This is a genomic window from Autumnicola tepida (genome assembly GCF_031846485.1).
Classification (GTDB): Bacteria; Bacteroidota; Bacteroidia; order Flavobacteriales; family Flavobacteriaceae; genus Autumnicola; species Autumnicola tepida.
In genome coordinates this window covers 26818-43371 of the sequence record NZ_JAVRHQ010000018.1, presented here as the reverse complement: position 1 = coordinate 43371, position 16554 = coordinate 26818, and the positions used below count along the sequence as shown (strand labels likewise).

At 40.0% G+C, this 16554-nt stretch carries 11 protein-coding genes and 1 other RNA gene; 7 read left to right on the top strand and 5 right to left on the bottom strand.

The genetic code is table 11. From position 1 onward, the window contains the following. The first annotated feature begins 102 nt into the window (after positions 1-102). On the top strand, positions 103-1323 hold the full coding sequence (locus RM553_RS13805) for an exonuclease SbcCD subunit D C-terminal domain-containing protein (RefSeq protein WP_311535527.1): 1221 nt from the start codon (positions 103-105) through the stop codon (positions 1321-1323). Then, positions 1320-4349, top strand: a complete 3030-nt coding sequence (locus tag RM553_RS13800; protein WP_311535526.1) for an AAA family ATPase — start codon at positions 1320-1322, stop codon at positions 4347-4349. The genes RM553_RS13805 and RM553_RS13800 overlap by 4 nt, the downstream gene beginning before the upstream one ends. Positions 4350-4588: 239 nt before the next feature. Here the strand turns inward: RM553_RS13800 and trhA are convergent, their stop codons facing one another. Together trhA and serA are read right to left on the bottom strand one after the other, a co-directional pair. Then, positions 4589-5248 (bottom strand): PAQR family membrane homeostasis protein TrhA, encoded by a 660-nt coding sequence (gene trhA / locus RM553_RS13795; protein WP_311535525.1) that lies wholly within the window; start codon positions 5246-5248, stop codon positions 4589-4591. A gap of 97 nt (positions 5249-5345) precedes the next feature. Beyond that, on the bottom strand, positions 5346-7238 hold the full coding sequence (serA, locus tag RM553_RS13790) for a phosphoglycerate dehydrogenase (protein ID WP_311535524.1): 1893 nt from the start codon (positions 7236-7238) through the stop codon (positions 5346-5348). Between the two features lie 407 nt (positions 7239-7645). Here serA and RM553_RS13785 point away from each other — a divergent pair, with 407 nt between their 5' ends. From RM553_RS13785 to RM553_RS13775, 3 genes are all read left to right on the top strand, one after another. Beyond that, a complete protein-coding gene (locus RM553_RS13785; RefSeq protein ID WP_311535523.1) occupies positions 7646-8449 on the top strand; it encodes an SDR family NAD(P)-dependent oxidoreductase in 804 nt (267 codons plus the stop codon). After that, entirely contained in the window at positions 8446-9426 is a 981-nt protein-coding gene (locus tag RM553_RS13780; RefSeq protein WP_311535522.1) for an NAD-dependent epimerase/dehydratase family protein, read from the top strand. The genes RM553_RS13785 and RM553_RS13780 overlap by 4 nt, the downstream gene beginning before the upstream one ends. Positions 9427-9726: 300 nt before the next feature. Next, complete coding sequence (locus tag RM553_RS13775; RefSeq protein WP_311535521.1) at positions 9727-13095, top strand: PAS domain-containing protein; 3369 nt, start codon at positions 9727-9729, stop codon at positions 13093-13095. 121 nt (positions 13096-13216) lie between these two features. On the opposite strand, the gene fsa is transcribed toward RM553_RS13775, so the two are convergent. The 3 genes from fsa to ffs form a co-directional block, all read right to left on the bottom strand. Further along, complete coding sequence (gene fsa / locus RM553_RS13770; RefSeq protein WP_311535520.1) at positions 13217-13873, bottom strand: fructose-6-phosphate aldolase; 657 nt, start codon at positions 13871-13873, stop codon at positions 13217-13219. Between the two features lie 78 nt (positions 13874-13951). Continuing rightward, positions 13952-14773, bottom strand: coding sequence for an SDR family oxidoreductase (locus RM553_RS13765; protein WP_311535519.1), 822 nt, complete (start codon positions 14771-14773; stop codon positions 13952-13954). A 42-nt stretch (positions 14774-14815) separates the two neighbouring features. Beyond that, positions 14816-14914, bottom strand: an RNA gene (ffs, locus tag RM553_RS13760) — signal recognition particle sRNA small type. An 87-nt stretch (positions 14915-15001) separates the two neighbouring features. On the opposite strand from ffs, the gene RM553_RS13755 reads away from it, so the two are divergent. Both RM553_RS13755 and RM553_RS13750 read left to right on the top strand, forming a co-directional pair. After that, positions 15002-16057: a glutaminyl-peptide cyclotransferase gene (locus tag RM553_RS13755; RefSeq protein WP_311535518.1), complete on the top strand. Its 1056-nt coding sequence runs from the start codon at positions 15002-15004 to the stop codon at positions 16055-16057. After that, a complete protein-coding gene (locus RM553_RS13750) occupies positions 16057-16461 on the top strand; it encodes an acyl-CoA thioesterase (protein WP_311535517.1) in 405 nt (134 codons plus the stop codon). Before RM553_RS13755 ends, RM553_RS13750 begins: the two co-directional genes overlap by 1 nt. Positions 16462-16554: the final 93 nt, after the last annotated feature.

Genomic DNA, 16554 nt, shown 5'->3' with positions numbered 1-16554 from the left:
TCTGAGGCAGGAGAATTCTTTTCTCTCCATTTTTTAAAGACTGATTTTTAAATAATATCTTTCCGTCTCAGAATTTTCCTCCAATAATTGCAGAAAGAACACATGAAAATCCTTCATACGGCCGACTGGCACATTGGTAAAAAATTACACAAACATGATCTTTATAAAGACTTTGATCTCTTTATAAAATGGCTTTGTGATTGCATCAGTAGAAATTCAATAGACCTTTTAATAGTTTCAGGAGACGTTTTTGATCTTGCGAACCCTTCTTCCCTGGCAAGAAAACAGTATTACAGAACTTTAATGCAGTTGCGAAAACTGGATTGCGAAATCATCCTTACCGGGGGAAACCATGATTCCCCGGCGATGCTTGATGCGCCCAGGGAAATTTTAAGGGAGCTCAGCATGCATGTGATTGGCGGCCTTCCTGAAAAACTGGAAGACTGTGTTATTCCCATTGCCAGGCACGGAAAAACCGAAATTATTATAGCCGCCATTCCGTATTTAAGGGATTCGGATCTGCGGAATGCTTCGGAAGGCTATACTTACGAGGACCGGCTGGAGGCAATCCGCCAAGGTATCCAGTACACTTTTGAGCAGGTTGGGCAAATTTGCAAAAGGAATTACCCTGAAGTTCCCGCCCTTGCCATGGGACATTTGTTTGCTGCCGGCTCAGAAACTTCAGAGAGTGAAAGAGATATACAAATAGGAAACCAGGCTGCTTTTAATGCTTTGCAATTTGGCGATTACTTTAATTATATCGCCCTGGGCCACATCCACAAGCCCCAAAAAATTTCTGCGTTAGTACCGGCATACTACAGCGGGTCGCCAATCCCGCTTTCCTTTAGTGAAAGAAAAGATGAAAAACGGCTTTTATTAATAGATACTGAAAAAGGATGGAATCCGGAAAGTATCCCGGTACCTGTTTTTAGAAAGCTCCTTAAGATTAGCGGAAGCCTAAAGGAACTAAAAACAAAACTCGCCTCTTTGGATGATCATTATGAGCTGGATTCTTTAATTGAAGTGGAGCTGAAAGAAGAAACTTATAATGCGCAGAAAATATTTGAGCTGGATGAACTTATCTCAAACTTCAAGAAAGAAGGGTATGAGATTGTAAAACATCGCGCCACCTTTCTTCAGCAAACAAGGGGTGCTACCGAATTGTACAAAAATTCACAGCAGCTAGAAGATTTAACCCCAAAAGATATTTTTTCACAACTTATAGAAAAGCAGCAATATGATGCTGAAACGCAAAATGAACTCCTTGCTGCTTTTAACGAACTTCTACAGGAAGTTCAGCAAAGTGAAGACGCTAAAGCATGAAGATTTTAAAAATAGAATTCCAGAATATCAATTCCTTAAAGGGAACGCACCATATAGATTTTACGGCGGCCCCTTTTACCGCCAGTTCCCTTTTTGCCATCACCGGCCCAACGGGTAGCGGGAAAAGTACCATTTTAGATGTGATCTCCCTTGCCTTATTTAACCAGGTGCCAAGATTGGGGAAAATTTCCAAAGGAGAAATTATTTCTAAAGGCGCGATTCTTACCCGTAACCAGAAAGAAGCGTTTGCCCGGGTGACCTACCAAAGTAAAAGCGGAATTTTTGCTTCCCAATGGAGTATTTCCACCAACCGCAATAACAATTTGCGGGATTACGAAATGGAAATTGCCGATGTTACAGCCAATACAGTACAGGACTTAAAAAAATCTGATGTTCCTGCTAAAAATGAAGAGCTCATTGGGCTGAATTACGACCAGTTCATCAAAGCGGTTTTACTGGCGCAGGGCGAATTTGCCCAGTTTTTAAGGGCGAAAAAAGACGAGAGAGGCGAACTGCTGGAAAAAATTACCGGTACGGGCATATACCGGCAGCTGGGAATAAGAGCATTCGAAAAAAACCGGGAGGCAAACCGCGACATCGAATCCCAACAGAATGAGATAAAGATTATTGAGCAAAACCTGCTGGAAGAAGAAAAGCTGAAAGAACATAATAAGCAGTTTGAGCAAAAAAATTTGGCCTGTGAAAATTTTGAAAAGGAAATTGGCACATTACAAAAAGCAATAGAACTTAAGGAACATATTGAAAAACAACAGCAGGAAATCCGGCGGCTGGAAAAGCAAAAATCCCAAGCGGACGAACAGCTTAAAACTTTTGAAAAAGAACATGGTTTCCCTTTAAAACAGCATGAAAAAGTCCAGGATTTTTCAGATGAATTAAGGTCGTGGAATCTGTTGAAAATTGAAATGGAAAAGCTGGAGAATGAATTCAGCAATAACAAAAAAAGAGCTGCGGAAAATTCCGCTGAAATAGAAAAGCTTCAAAGTAGAGTTTCTACTTTTATAAAAGAAGAGGTTGCTGCGAAAGACCTGGAACAAAAACTTCAGTTATTCCAAAATAAGGTCGTAGAAACAGAGACAAAAAAGCAGAACAGGCAAAACGAATACAAGATCAGGAGGTCCGAATTTCTTTCGGAAACAAAGGATTTGCCCTTTCAGCTGAATGAGCGAAACCTTCAGGAAAATGAAACAGAATTAAGGGAGCTTCAGCATAAAATTTTCAGGAAGGCGGAGGATTTAAAGGAGTCTCTTTCAGGTTTGGACCTGGAAAACCCACAAAAACTAAAGGAACAACTTCAGCAAAAATTGAAACTTGCCAGGGAAGCTACCCGTGATTTTTTCAGCATTGAAAAAACTTCCGAAGAAAAAGAAAAGCTGAAGCTCGAAAAAGGGAAATTAGAGCCTCAACTAGAAACACTTCCCGGGGAACTAAAAGATGCGGAGCAACAGGTAAAACTTTATAAAAGCCGACTTGAAAACCTGAACTTACAGAAAGAAAACCAGCTGTTACGGGCCAGCCTGGAAGAGCACCGTCATAATTTAAAGGAAGGAGAAGCGTGTCCTTTATGTGGCGCTACGCAGCATCCTTTCGCGGAAGGTCTGCCGGAAAAAGATCCTGCACAGGACAGGCAGATAAAAGAAACTGAGGCGCTGCTACAGGAATGGAATCAAAAATTGCATGCTTATAATCTTAATTTTAAGAATATTACAGACCGGCTGAAGGAACTGGAGGAAAATTCCCGGCAGCTGGAAAAAGCTGCAGACGAACAACAGGCAAAATTTGCTGAAAAATACGCTGCACTTCCAAAAGCAGAAAATTATGCCGGTTGGGAAAAATCCTGTAATTCTATTGAGCAGCAATTGGAATTTCTGGAAGATTACCTGCAAACGCAGAAGCAGTCAGAATCTGTCGCGGCCGGTCTTCCGCTTTTAAAAAATCTCCAGGAAATACTGGAAGAAGGCAAGCAGCTTAAAGAGCAATTATCGCAACTGTATTCGGGCGATAATATCCAGAGGGATTGCCGGCAACTGCAAACTACCTGGATAAATTTACGTGCAGAGCAGAAAAATTACCGGGAGCGGGCAAAGGAAATAGCTAAGGCTTCTGAAGAAAAAAGGGCTTTAAAGGAGAGATTACAAAACGACTTGGCATCTAAAATAACCGAAAAAGGCTTCCCAAATACTGCTGAAGCATTTGCTGCTTTGATGCCCGATGCAGAATGTAATGCCTTGCGCACTGAAAAGGCCAACATCCAAAAGCAAATAGACCATTCGGCAGCCACCTTAAAACTGTTGCATTCCCAGCTGGAAACGGCAAAGAAAATGGATGTGGAAAAAGAAAAAAATATGCTGCACACGGAACTGGAGGAAAAAAAGGAAAAATTCAAAAATATAAGCGATGAATGTAAGGAAATTCACCGGCTGCTTAAAAATCATGAGGAAAACCTGGAGCGACTTACCCAACTGAAAAACCAAATTGCCGAAAAGGAGAAAGAAACCAGGAGGTGGCGATTGCTGAATGAGCTTATAGGTGACTCCCGGGGGAAAAACTTTAATGATTTCGCGCAGGACCTTAGCCTTACACAACTGCTACGGCTGGCGAACGTACGGCTTAAAGATCTTAGTGACCGGTATAGCATAGATAAGCCTGCCGAAGATGAAGATGATGGTTTGGTGGCCATAGACGAACATATGGGCGGCCAGAGACGATCAGTAAAAACACTTTCTGGCGGGGAGACTTTTATCCTGAGCCTTAGCATGGCCCTGGCACTATCTGACCTTGCTTCCAAAAACGTGGAAATTAACAGCCTGTTTATTGATGAAGGCTTTGGGACCCTGGATCCTGAAACCCTGGACCAAACCCTGGATACCCTTGAAAAACTGCAGGCAGAATCTTCAAAAACCATAGGTATTATAAGCCACGTAGATTCGCTTAAGGAAAGGATTGCCACTCAAATCCAGCTAAAAAGAAACGGACAGGGATACAGTAGTTTAGAAGTGAGAGGTTAGATTTAATTTGAACGGACAATACCCAAAGGCTTTTAGAGTTTGCAGTTTACAGTTCGGAGTTGGGGATTGTGGGTTGTGGGTTAAGGATAATAATCAATAAACCGGGGTGTTGGAGGTGGATTAGCCTCTAGGCTACATCTACCATATACATTTTACTGTTTACACTAAACAACGCGAGGAGAACAGAAGCTCCCGGAATGAAAAACCACCAGTAAATTCAAACTAAAATAGGTTAAAGATCATTCAGAAGGGAGAACATAGTAATAGATGGAAAGGAAATGTGAAAAGGTCCCGAACAGTACGAAAAGATGGAAAATCGCATGGTTAAATTTTATCCTGTCCAGACTGAACAGCACCGCTCCTATAGTATAAGAAATACCTCCGGCAAAAAGCCATAGGAGTCCGTTAAAACTTAAATTTTCCACCAGCGGTTTTACTGCAAATACGATAACCCAGCCCATCACCACATACATAATGGTAGAAAGGGTTTGGTATTTGCCGGTATAGAAAAGCTTCAGGATTATGCCCAAAATTGCCATACTCCATATTACACCAAAAATTATCCAGCCAATTAGGGTACCATTTAGTGTTACCAATGCAAAAGGTGTATAAGTACCCGCTATAAGTACATAAATTGAAGAGTGATCCAGGATGTTTAGCCGGTACCGGAGTTTTTTGCCCCTTGCGCTATGATAAAAAGTAGAAGCGGCATAGAGCAGGATCATGCTTGTCCCAAAAATTAGAATACTTACCAGGTGCACCATTTCGCCATAATCATTGGCGCGAAGGATTAACAGAATAAGCCCAAGAATGCTAAGGCCAAAGCCAAAACCGTGAGAAATCACATTCAGCTTTTCTTCAAAAGGCGGATATGAATTTTGCGGATTGATTTTAGCCATAGTTCTTTTGTTTGATCTCTGTAAAAGACTACAAAAGAAGCGCTTAATTCAAAATCTTTAACAGAAATTTGACGCTGTAACAGGAAAATACCGCCTGTTAATAAAGCACCCGGAATTTAATTGTTCCCTGTATCTGTTTTAATTCCTGAATTACCTCGGCATCATATGCCTTATCGATATCTGTTATTACATATCCAATAGTTTCATTGGTCTTTAGGTGTTGCCCAACAATATTAATGTCATTGTCTGCCAGAATCCTGTTGATATGCGCAATAATTCCAGGTTTGTTATGGTGAATATGAATCAGCCTGTGGGCATTCTCCAGAGTAGGCAGTTGCAGGTTCGGGAAATTTACAGAATTAGTGGTTCCGCCGGTATTGATATATTCTATGATCTTACCTGGCACAAAATTCCCGATATTTTCCTGGGCCTCCTGGGTACTTCCTCCAATATGCGGAGTTAAAATCACGTTTGGCAGACCACAGAGTTCAGATTCAAAAGTATCGTCATTTGTTTTTGGCTCCTTCGGAAAAACGTCTACTCCCGCTCCTTTTATTTTTCCGGAAGAAATATGCCTGCTAAGCGCTTCCACATCTACCACCTGCCCCCTGCTCAGATTGAGAAAATAAGACCCTTCTTTCATTTGCTGAAACTGCTCCTCACCAATAAGATTTTTATTTTCCTTTCTTCCGTCCACGTGCAGCGTAACAATATCCACAGTACTTAAAAGCTCCTGAAGACTGCTGCATTTTGTGGCATTTCCAAGGGCCAGTTTTTCAACTAAATCATAATAATACACATCAAACCCAATAGCTTCAGCCACTACTGATAGTTGTGCGCCAATATTGCCGTAACCTACAATTCCCAGTTTTTTCCCCCGGACCTCGTAACTTCCTTTAGCCGATTTATTCCAATTCCCCTGGTGCATTTCGGCAATCCTGTCCGGTAGGTTTCGCATAAGCAGAATAATTTCCCCAATGGCCAGTTCCACAACAGAGCGGGTGTTGCTGTAGGGAGCGTTAAAAACAGCCACTCCTTTTTTAAGGCATTCGTCCAGGTCTATCTGGTTTGTGCCTATACAAAATGCTCCCACCGCAATAAGCCGCTGCGCATTATCCAGCACCTTTTTTGTGAGTTGCGTTTTTGAGCGTATACCGAGCACAGATACATCTTTTATCCTTTCTGCCAATTCATCTTCATCCATCCCGCCTCCATAGGTAGAAACATTATAGCCTTCATTTTTCATGATGGCCACGGCATCTTCATGCACATTTTCAAGAAGTAATACTTTAATCCTGTTTTTTGGATAAGAAATTGCTTTGTTCATTTTATGGAGGTATAAAAATTCGTCTAAACTTGGGGTAATATGATCGGCTTTCTTAAGGACACTGTCCCTTTCCACATTTTCGGTAAAGGCATAAAATTTATTCGCCAGCCCGGCCGCTTTAATTTCATAATCAGTATAACCATCCCCAATTACAAAAACATCGCCTTTTAGTTCCAGCGCTTTAAGCTGTTCAACTTTGCCATTATTGGAAGAAAGCACATTATCGGTATCGAATCCAATCACTTTTCCTTCATCGTCAAAAATAAAAGTATTGGCGAACACATTTTCAGGTTTTATGCCATATTCAGAAACAATAGGCACAATAAACTCTTTAAAACCATTGCTGATAATGTAAATATGGTCCCTGTTTTCTTTAAAGAACTCCTCATTTCGCACAAAAGAAGAAGAAACCTTTCCTTTAAGATTTTCAATTAGAGGATCGAGATGATTTTTTTCAGCCTTCAGCAAATCCAGGCGCTGCTTAAGGGAATCCCTGAAGGCAAGGCCTCCTTCCATACCGCGATCTGTCAGTGATTTTAGCTCATCCAGAAGATGATCTTTATTTTTATCATTTTCCAGGCTGATTTCTCCCAATACATCCAGGGCTTCCACCTTTGTAAATGTACTGTCAAAATCTATTACATAATTGGTCTTGGTTTTCATGCTGAAAATGTGTCTTCAGAAGTTTAAAATTCAGTATCAAAACTAAGATTTTTAACTCGTTTTTAAAGGCCTCAAAAAATTATATCAGAAGCTTTTGTGTTTTCAACAACAGAAGTTGGATTTTATTCAAAAGAATTTATTTCCTGCAGCCAGCGAGCTATTTCCATTATGAAAAATACAGGATTTAATATAAATTTCTTCTTTTAAAATTTCCGTATCCTCAGAATCGGTTACTTTTTATGCAAATTTTGAGTTTGGAACAGCCCTTTTTGAAGATATGAGATCATCGAAAGAAATATCATTTCCTGTTTTATGGATTTTTTAAGGAATAACAATGCTCCATTCTTTAATTTTAATTTATATGATCGTTTTTACTTCAAAAAATCAACCTTACCATAAAAAGAGCAATGAACAGTAGCAATAATGCAAATTTTGCAGTAGTTACCGGCGCCAGCCAGGGATTGGGCAAAGCTTTTGCAATGGAACTGGCAAAAAAAAACCATAATTTAATCCTTACCAGCTTACCAGGCGAAGGCCTGGGGCAACTGGCAAAAAGCCTCGAAGAAATGGGATGCACGGTACATTACCGTGAAACCGATCTTACCAAAACTGCCAACGTAATGGAACTTACTGCCTGGGTAAATAATTTTGAACTGGACATCCTTATTAATAATGTGGGTTTTGGGGGTAACAAAAGATTCCTGGACGTAGATGCGGGTTACATTGGGAAAATGCTGGACCTCAATGTAAAGGCAACTTCCCTGATCACACATCAGCTTCTTCCAAATTTACTGAAAGGGGAACGTTCTTATGTTTTGAATGTTTCCAGTATGGCCGCGTGGTGCCCTATTGCCTATAAAACGGTTTATCCCGCTTCCAAAGCATTTGTGTATAGTTTAACCCGAAGCCTTCAAAATGAATTTACAGATAAACAAATTTCCTTTAGTGTTCTCAATCCCGGCCCAATGAAAACAAACGGGGATGTTTCTGCGAGGCTGGAAACCCAGGGTTTCGCTGCAAAACTTCTTTTAATCCCCCCTTCTGAAATTGCCAGGATCTCCCTAAGGCAACTCTTCCGCAGGAAAAAAGTGATAAAACTCAACTGGGCCCACAGGCTGGGATGGTTCCTGCTACATGTTTTGCCGGTATCTGCAAAATCGGCAATCCTTAGCAACAACGCTAAAAAGGAATTGGAAAGAGCTGAACAATGAAGGTACTTATTACCGGCGCAAACGGTTTACTTGCTACCAACACCATTAAGCTTTTCCTGGAAAAGGGGCATACTGTTACCGGGCTGATTAGAAGTAAAGAAAAGTTCCTGCTCCCGTCACAACCTGGACTGGAATTGTTTGAAGCAGATATTTTGGATTATCCCCGGGTGCAGGAAGCTGTGAAAAGCTGTGATGCCGTGATCCATATTGCTGCACTTACTTCCCAGGATATTCCGGATTATGAGGCTTATAAAGATATTAATGTGCACGGGGCTGAAAATATAATAAAGGCAGCCATTGCCCGGCAGGTGAAAAAATTTATCTACGTTAGTTCTGCAAACAGCATGGGCTATGGCAGCCTGGAAAATCCCGGTACCGAAAATTCTCCAGCCAAAGCTCCTTTCACCAAAGCATTTTATGCCCGAAGTAAAATGGAAGCGGAGGAAAAACTACTTTCCTTTTCTGAAGAAATAGAGGTTATTCGCGTAAACCCTACTTTTATGCTTGGGCCTTACGATGGAAAACCAAGCTCAGGCCAGATAATTCTAATGGGGTTTAATAAAAAAATGATTTTTTATCCTCCCGGCGGAAAGAATTTTGTTGATGTTCGGGATGTGGCCGGGGGAATTTTAAAGGCACTGAAAAATGGCAAAAACAGGGAAGCTTATCTCATGGCAAATGAAAATATGAGCTATGAAAAATTCTTCGAACTTCTGCAGCTAAAGAGCCAGAGAAAAAGTTTCCTGATGCTAAAAGTGCCAAAAATCGCACTCCTTGCCGCAGGTTATTTAGGAGACCTGTTAAGATTTTTTAGAATTAAAACTGATCTTTCTTCTGTTAATATGAAAATCCTATGCGTTTCCAACTACTATTCTAACCAAAAATCCAAAAGGGAGTTGGGAATGAAATATCATCCTGTAGAAACAGCAGTAGATGATGCAGTAGCATGGTTTAAAAATAACGGGATTTTAGAATAGTCCAGATAATAGCGAAAATTCCTTCAAAAATTTTCTACTGAACTTTAGAAATTTGTTTTGTCTGTGTGGTTTTCTCATATTCTAATTGCTGTTCAAGAGCAAGAGCAATATGAATCTTCGGCATTTCTCATCCAGCCGAATTGTAGTCACTGCTGCCTCTGCTCCACAAAAGAAATAAATAAATCGACAAAAAACATTGTGTAAAAGTTGAATTTTATTACATTGTTAAAAAAAAATTAAAATTTCAGAAAGGCTCCCTCATAGCCCCGAAATCAACCCCAATACGGCACCTGGATTTTTATGGAAAATAAGGAATTACACACAGTCTTCAAACTGTTTCCGCTTGCTTCTGTTATTCTTGATTATAAAGCACCCGACCATTATACCATCTCCCTTGTAAATGAAAAATTCTCCTGCATAATGAAGGCGGGGAGGACTAAAATTAAAGGTGAAAATTTGTTTAATGAAGATATTCCTTTTTTACAACAAAACCGATCCCTGTTCCTCAAATCTCTTAAAAGCCTTAGGGAAGAGAAGACCAGTATCAAATTTTCCTGTTCTGCCTTTACCGAAGAAGAAAATTCAGATACCATCCGAAATTTCTACGAAATAGAGCTAAGGCCAATTTTAGATTCTGCCGAAACTCCTTCGAGGGTTCTACTGTGTATAGAAGACAAAACTGAAACTATCCAGGAGCAAAAAGAAGGAAAAAGGGCCAGGAATTATCTGGATAACCTGGTGAACAGCCTGCCGGGCGTTGCGTACAGATGCAAAGTAGACGAGCACTGGACCATGAAATTCCTGAGCCCAAAGGTTAAAGATATCACGGGATATCCTGCTTCAGATTTCATCAAAAATAATAAAAGAACCTTTTCCAGTATTATACTTCCTGAAGATCTGGAACTCACCTACCAGGCCCTTGATCAAATCAAACAAAGAAATTTTTTCAGAATAAAATACCGCCTGCAACGTGCTGACGGCACTATTATTTGGGTAGAAGAACAAGGCGCGGGAGTTTTTACTCCAAAGGGGGAACTGCTGTATATTGACGGCGTGATTTTGGATATAACCGATAAGATAAGGCAAAACCTGGAAATTGAAAAGAACAACCGCCGCTACCAGGCACTGGTGCAGGAGGGATCTGATCTGATTTCAATAATAGATGAAAATGCCAATTTTTTATTTGCCAGCGAGAACAATGAAAAGATACTGGGAATTCCCCCTTCAGAATTCCTTGGCAAAAATGCCTTTGATTTTATTCATCCTGAAGATAAAGAACGTTTGTACGCTAATTTTGTTGAGCTGCAAAATTCCAGACGGGTGCGCCCACAAGCTTTCCGGTTTCAGGATAATAAAAAGAACTGGAGATGGTTGGAATGCGTAGCTACAAACCTTAAAGATGATCCTGCAATAAATGGTATTGTAATTAATTCCAGGGACATTACTAAAGAATTCCTGCAAAGAGAGGAATTAGCAAAAGCGAATGAACGTTTCCGGTTCGCCAAAAAGGCGACAAATGATGCGCTTTGGGACCTGGACCTTATTAGCAGTGAGATCCATTGGGGAGAAGGGTACGAGACCATCTTTGGATATGAAAAGAGAAATTACTACTACGACCTTTATAATGCCGAAAATTACACCAAAATTTATCCTAAAGATGTATCTAACGTAATTAACTCCTTAAAAACCGCAGTAAAAGATCCGGATTGCCAGGTTTGGAAAGAAAAATACAGATACCTGAGAGCCGATGGATCTATTTCTATAGTATCCAACCGGGCATTTATTATAAGGGACAAAAACAACAGAGCCATTCGATTAGTTGGAGCTTTACAGGATTTAACCGAAGAAGAAAACAGGCAGGAACAAAGTCTACTTTTGACCGGTATAAAATCTGATTTACAAGGCTCTGCACATAATGGGGAAAGCTTCCCTAAAATGCTGCTGCGCCTGTGCAGCTATACTGAAGCAGATTGTGGAGAACTCTGGCTTACTGCCAGTGATGAAATTCATCATTCGGCCCGCATCGCTACTACAGAATTAGGAAAAAAATTTATTGAGAAGTCCGGAAACAGCCAAAGCTTTCAGGTAAGCGAAGGCATTTATGGAAAAGAAGTTAAAGATAAATTACTTTTCTGGAACAAAGAAGAACTGGAATCCTTACCAGTAAAAAACCCGGGCTTCACTTCCGCCTGTGGGGTACCTCTTTTTTCTTCAGGTAAATGTGTGGGCATTATTTGTTTTTTTTCCACTTCAAAAAACACCTGCGACAAAAGGCGCTCAGAGGTACTTCAGGCTATTAACGAAGAAATTGCCTTAACCATTTTACACAAGAAAAAAGAAGAAGAACTTGTGAACTTTTTTAAACTTTCCAGGGAAATTCTTTGCATTGGTGGCTTAGACGGACAAATTCTTCGAATTAATCCTGCCGTTTATGATGTTTTGGGATATACTGCCGAAGAGGTCATGCAACAATCTATAACAAAATTTATCCATCCGGAAGATTATGAAAAGGTGAGAAACAAAATTGTAGCTTTTAAGGAGAAAACTACAGATCTCAATTTTGAAGCAAGGTATCTTGGCAAAGATGGAAAGGTAGTATGGATATCCTGGACCACTGCTGCATTACATGATGAAAACCTTATTTATGCCGTAGGAAAAGATATAACTGCCTCCAAGCATGCAGCATTACAGTTACAGGAAAGCACCGAAAAACTGGAGTACGCACAAAGTATAGCAAAGTTAGGCTATTGGTCACGCCGGGTAGATGAGGATATTTCTGAATGGTCTAAAACCACTTTTAAACTTTTTGAACGCTCTCCAAAGGATTTTATACCTAACATGGAAAATGTGAGGAAAGCCTTTCATCCCGAGGACCGGTACCTTTTGGATGCCCATTTACCAAAGAATCAATTTAAAGATTTTGAACATCGCATTGTTACGCCAACAGGAAAAATAAAATGGGTTTTTCAACGTATAAAACTGGTAACCAACAATAACGGCGATCCGCTTAGGCTGGATGGCGTAATCCAGGATATCACGGAAAATAAAGAAAAAGACCTACAGGTAAAAGTAAGCAATGAACGCTATAAAATAGCCATGAAAGCTACTGATGAAATGATTTGGGACTGGGACCTTTCTACAGACAAAGTGATACGAAGCAAAAGTTACCGGAAGATCTTTGGCTATAAAAGTTCTGCTGCAACTTCGCTGCAGGATTTTTGGTTTAAAAATGTACATCCCGAAGACCGGGCTGCAGTCATAAACTCCCTTACCAAAACTTTAGAAAGTAAACACAGGAAGAAGTGGAAAATGCATTACCGCTTCTATAAGGCCGATGGGGAAATCGCTTACGTTTCAGATAAGGCATTTATAGTGAGGGACAAGAATAAAAAAGCTATCCGGGTGGTAGGTGCCGCCAGAGACGTGACCCGTTCAAAATTGATGATACAGGAAATCCAGCAACAAAATAAACTCCTTAAAGAAATTACCTGGATGCAATCCCATGAAGTGCGGGCACCTCTTTCCCGAATTTTAAGCCTTATAGATTTATTGCCTGAAATAAATACTGAAAAAGAACAAAAGGAGTTTTTGGACTATCTTTTTATATCTGCAAATGAGCTGGATGAAGTTATAAAAGGGGTAATTTCAAAAACCGAAAAACTTTGCTGATCAACTTTCAAAAGAAGAAAATTACGGAATTATAAGAAATGGCTTATAGGATTATCTTAAACTACAGGAACAAGAAAGGCTGCCTTTTTGAGACAGCCTTTTATTAATTCTGTGGAAAAAATTATTGATTTCCTTTTTTATGATCGGCAAGAAATTTCTCCAGCCCAATATCTGTTAAGGGATGTTTCAGCAGGCCTTCAATAGCCGAAAGTGGCCCCGTCATTACATCTGCTCCAATTTTAGCACAATCAATAACATGCATGGTATGCCTGATGGAAGCCGCAAGTATTTCAGTATCAAACCCATAGTTGTCGTATATAAGCCTTATCTCTCCAATCAGGTTTAGCCCATCTGTTGAGATATCATCCAGGCGCCCTATGAATGGAGATACATAAGTGGCCCCTGCTTTAGCGGCAAGCAATGCCTGGCCTGCAGAAAATACAAGCGTACAATTGGTTTTAATTCCTTTGTCGCTAAAATATTTTATCGCCTTCACCCCTTCTTTAATCATAGGCACCTTAACGATAATCCTTTCATGAAGGGCTGCAAGCTCTTCCCCTTCTTTTACAATCTCGTCAAAATCTGTTGCGATCACTTCCGCACTCACATCTCCGGTGGCAATTTCACAGATTTTTTTATAATGATTAAGTATGTTTTCTTTCCCGGTAATTCCCTCTTTCGCCATTAGCGAAGGATTAGTGGTTACCCCATCCAGAACACCTAATTCCTCAGCTTCCCTAATCTGATCAAGGTTTGCAGTATCAATAAAAAATTTCATTTTGTTTTTTAGTTTTAAATTGGTTTAAGTTTTAATCCGTTATTTTCCAAAAGATTGAAAAAGTTGAATTCCACAAATTTACAATTTATAAAATTTTAAAAGCATCTTCTCATAAACTTTATCTGGAAGGATTCTTTTCAATCCAACCGAGATTTTCTGAAGCTGCTCCCCTACTTTATAATGTCCTTTGGGATCCTTTTCGCAAATTACTTTATAAACCGCTTCCGCCATCAATTCAGGATCTTTGCCAGCATCTACGTGTTGGTTCATCAGCTTTAAAGTATTTTCGTAAGGCTCTTTATATGGGCTTTCCTCCCGCACCGGCACATGGTATCTTCCCGCCGCGATGTTGGTGGCAAAATCCCCGGGTGCGATATTGGTCATTTTTATATTGAAGTCTTTCAGCTCCATACGGAAAGCTTCGGTAGTAATTTCCAGTGCCCCTTTGGTAGCAGAGTAAATTCCCCGGTAAGGCAATCCCATGTATCCCGCAATAGAAGTAATATTAATAATAAGGCCGCCTTTATTTTTTCTCATATGAGGCAACACGGCTTTTATGATATTTAAAGGACCAAAATAGTTGGTATCAAAGGCTTTTTGGATTTCTTCTTCTGGAGTTTCCTCAAGAGGGCCTGTAATCCCTACCCCCGCATTATTTATAAGAATATCAATTTTTCCTTCTTTTTGCAGCACTTCCTCAACCGCATTGGCAATACTTTCTTTTTTAGTAACATCCAATGCTACCAAAGGCACAGAACTTCCGGTAATTTTCTCCGGATTACGACTGGTCCCGTAGACAATAAAATTCCTTTTCTGAAGATATTCGGCTATAGATTTTCCAATTCCTGAAGATCCGCCGGTAATTAGCACTACTTTTTTAGGAAGAGCATCTGTTTTCATAAGCACAAAGATGCGATAAATATTGAGAATAGCGGAAACAAAAAATGGCAAGCGACCCACATCACACCGCTACGACCGCCTACCCTTGCTGCGTTCCCGCCCTGGGGGATTCAGCAGGAGCTGGTTGTGTGGGACTTGCCGGTGCAAATATACAACCTTTAAGATTTCTCACAAGCGTTTTTTCATGAGAAATGGTTAATTTAGGCCATTATTTTACAGCTTTTAAAAATGAAAAACATTAAAATACTGGCACTCTTTACCTTATCTTTTTTAGCTTTTTCCTGCGGAAGTAATTCCGACAAAAAATCTTCAGGTTTTTCCCTGGTTACTTCTGAAAAAACAGCCGAATATAAACTGGGAGAAGAGGTACAGGTCTCTTTAAAAAACTCCAAAAACAAAGAAATTGATTCCGTATCCTTCTTTTTTGAAGGCGAGCGTCTTTCCGCGGAAAACAATGGAAGGAGTGCTCGTTTCAAACTTCAGGATTATAAGGTGGGAAACCAGCAAATTGAAGCAGATATTTACGCTGAAGGTGAAAAACAGGAAATCACTAAAACCATTAAAGTATTAAGCAATAAAGCCCCGGTTTCTTATACCTATAATATTATAAACACTTATCCGCATGATCAGGATGCCTATACCCAGGGCCTGGAATTCCATAACGACACCTTATATGAAAGTACCGGCCAATATGGAAGTTCCAGCTTAAGAAAAGTGAATCTTGAGACAGGAGAAGTGCTGAACAAAATCTCCCTGGACGATCAATATTTTGGGGAAGGCCTTACTATTTTAAACAACAAAATATACCAGCTTACCTGGCGGGAAGGTGAAGGATTGGTTTACAACCTGGACGATTTTGAGAAAACCGGCACCTTTGCTTATAACCAGAGTGAAGAAGGCTGGGGCCTTTGCAATGATGGCGAGAAATTATATAAAAGTGACGGTACCGAGAAAATCTGGATTCTGAATCCGGAGACTTTAGCCGAAGAAACTTACATTCAGCCTGCCCATCATCTTGGTCTTTCTTCAAAATTAAATGAACTGGAATGGGTAAATGGCAAAATTTACGCAAATACCTATCAAAAGGATGGAGTTGCCATTATTAATCCGGAAAGTGGAATTATTGAAGGAGTCATAGATTTTCGCGGCCTTCGGGAAAAGGTTACCCAGCATGCAAAACTGGATGTTCTAAACGGTATCGCTTATAATCCAAATACGGATAGGCTGTACGTGACCGGGAAAAACTGGGACAAAATTTTTGAAGTTGAAATTGTAGAAAAATAATGGCAGCCACCCAGGACATTTTTGAACAGAAAATAAGAGTAAAGCCTGAGCACCTGGACGAGCAGCAGCACGTTAATAATGTACAATATGTGCAGTGGGTGCAGGATGTGGCTAAGGCGCACTGGCTTCATAAATCTACTCTAAAACAGCAGGAAGACTTTTTTTGGGTGGTTGTGGAACACGTGATAAAATATAAGCAGCAGGCTTTTTTAGATGAAGAATTAATCCTGGAAACCTATGTTGGGGAAACCACTCATGTTACTTCTGTAAGGCACGTCAACATCAAAAATGCCAACACAGGAAAAGTTCTTGTAGAAGCTAAAACCACCTGGTGTCTTATGAACAAGGACACAAAGAAAATTTCCAAAATTTCTGAAGAACTAAAACAGGTTTTTCTTAGGTGAACCTTAAAATAAATTTGCTTCAGAAAAAAGAATTCCAAAAAATAAAAAGCCACGAAGTTTGAATCGTGGCTTTTATATTAAAATGAGGCTTAA

Excerpts from the sequence above, each read along its gene's own strand:
- RM553_RS13805 (WP_311535527.1), top strand. The coding sequence starts at position 103 with ATGAAAATCCTTCATACGGCCGACTGGCACATTGGTAAAAAATTACAC.
- RM553_RS13800 (WP_311535526.1), top strand. The coding sequence starts at position 1,320 with ATGAAGATTTTAAAAATAGAATTCCAGAATATCAATTCCTTAAAGGGA.
- trhA (WP_311535525.1), bottom strand. The coding sequence starts at position 5,248 with ATGGCTAAAATCAATCCGCAAAATTCATATCCGCCTTTTGAAGAAAAG.
- serA (WP_311535524.1), bottom strand. The coding sequence starts at position 7,238 with ATGAAAACCAAGACCAATTATGTAATAGATTTTGACAGTACATTTACA.
- RM553_RS13785 (WP_311535523.1), top strand. The coding sequence starts at position 7,646 with ATGAACAGTAGCAATAATGCAAATTTTGCAGTAGTTACCGGCGCCAGC.
- RM553_RS13780 (WP_311535522.1), top strand. The coding sequence starts at position 8,446 with ATGAAGGTACTTATTACCGGCGCAAACGGTTTACTTGCTACCAACACC.
- RM553_RS13775 (WP_311535521.1), top strand. The coding sequence starts at position 9,727 with ATGGAAAATAAGGAATTACACACAGTCTTCAAACTGTTTCCGCTTGCT.
- fsa (WP_311535520.1), bottom strand. The coding sequence starts at position 13,873 with ATGAAATTTTTTATTGATACTGCAAACCTTGATCAGATTAGGGAAGCT.
- RM553_RS13765 (WP_311535519.1), bottom strand. The coding sequence starts at position 14,773 with ATGAAAACAGATGCTCTTCCTAAAAAAGTAGTGCTAATTACCGGCGGA.
- RM553_RS13755 (WP_311535518.1), top strand. The coding sequence starts at position 15,002 with ATGAAAAACATTAAAATACTGGCACTCTTTACCTTATCTTTTTTAGCT.
- RM553_RS13750 (WP_311535517.1), top strand. The coding sequence starts at position 16,057 with ATGGCAGCCACCCAGGACATTTTTGAACAGAAAATAAGAGTAAAGCCT.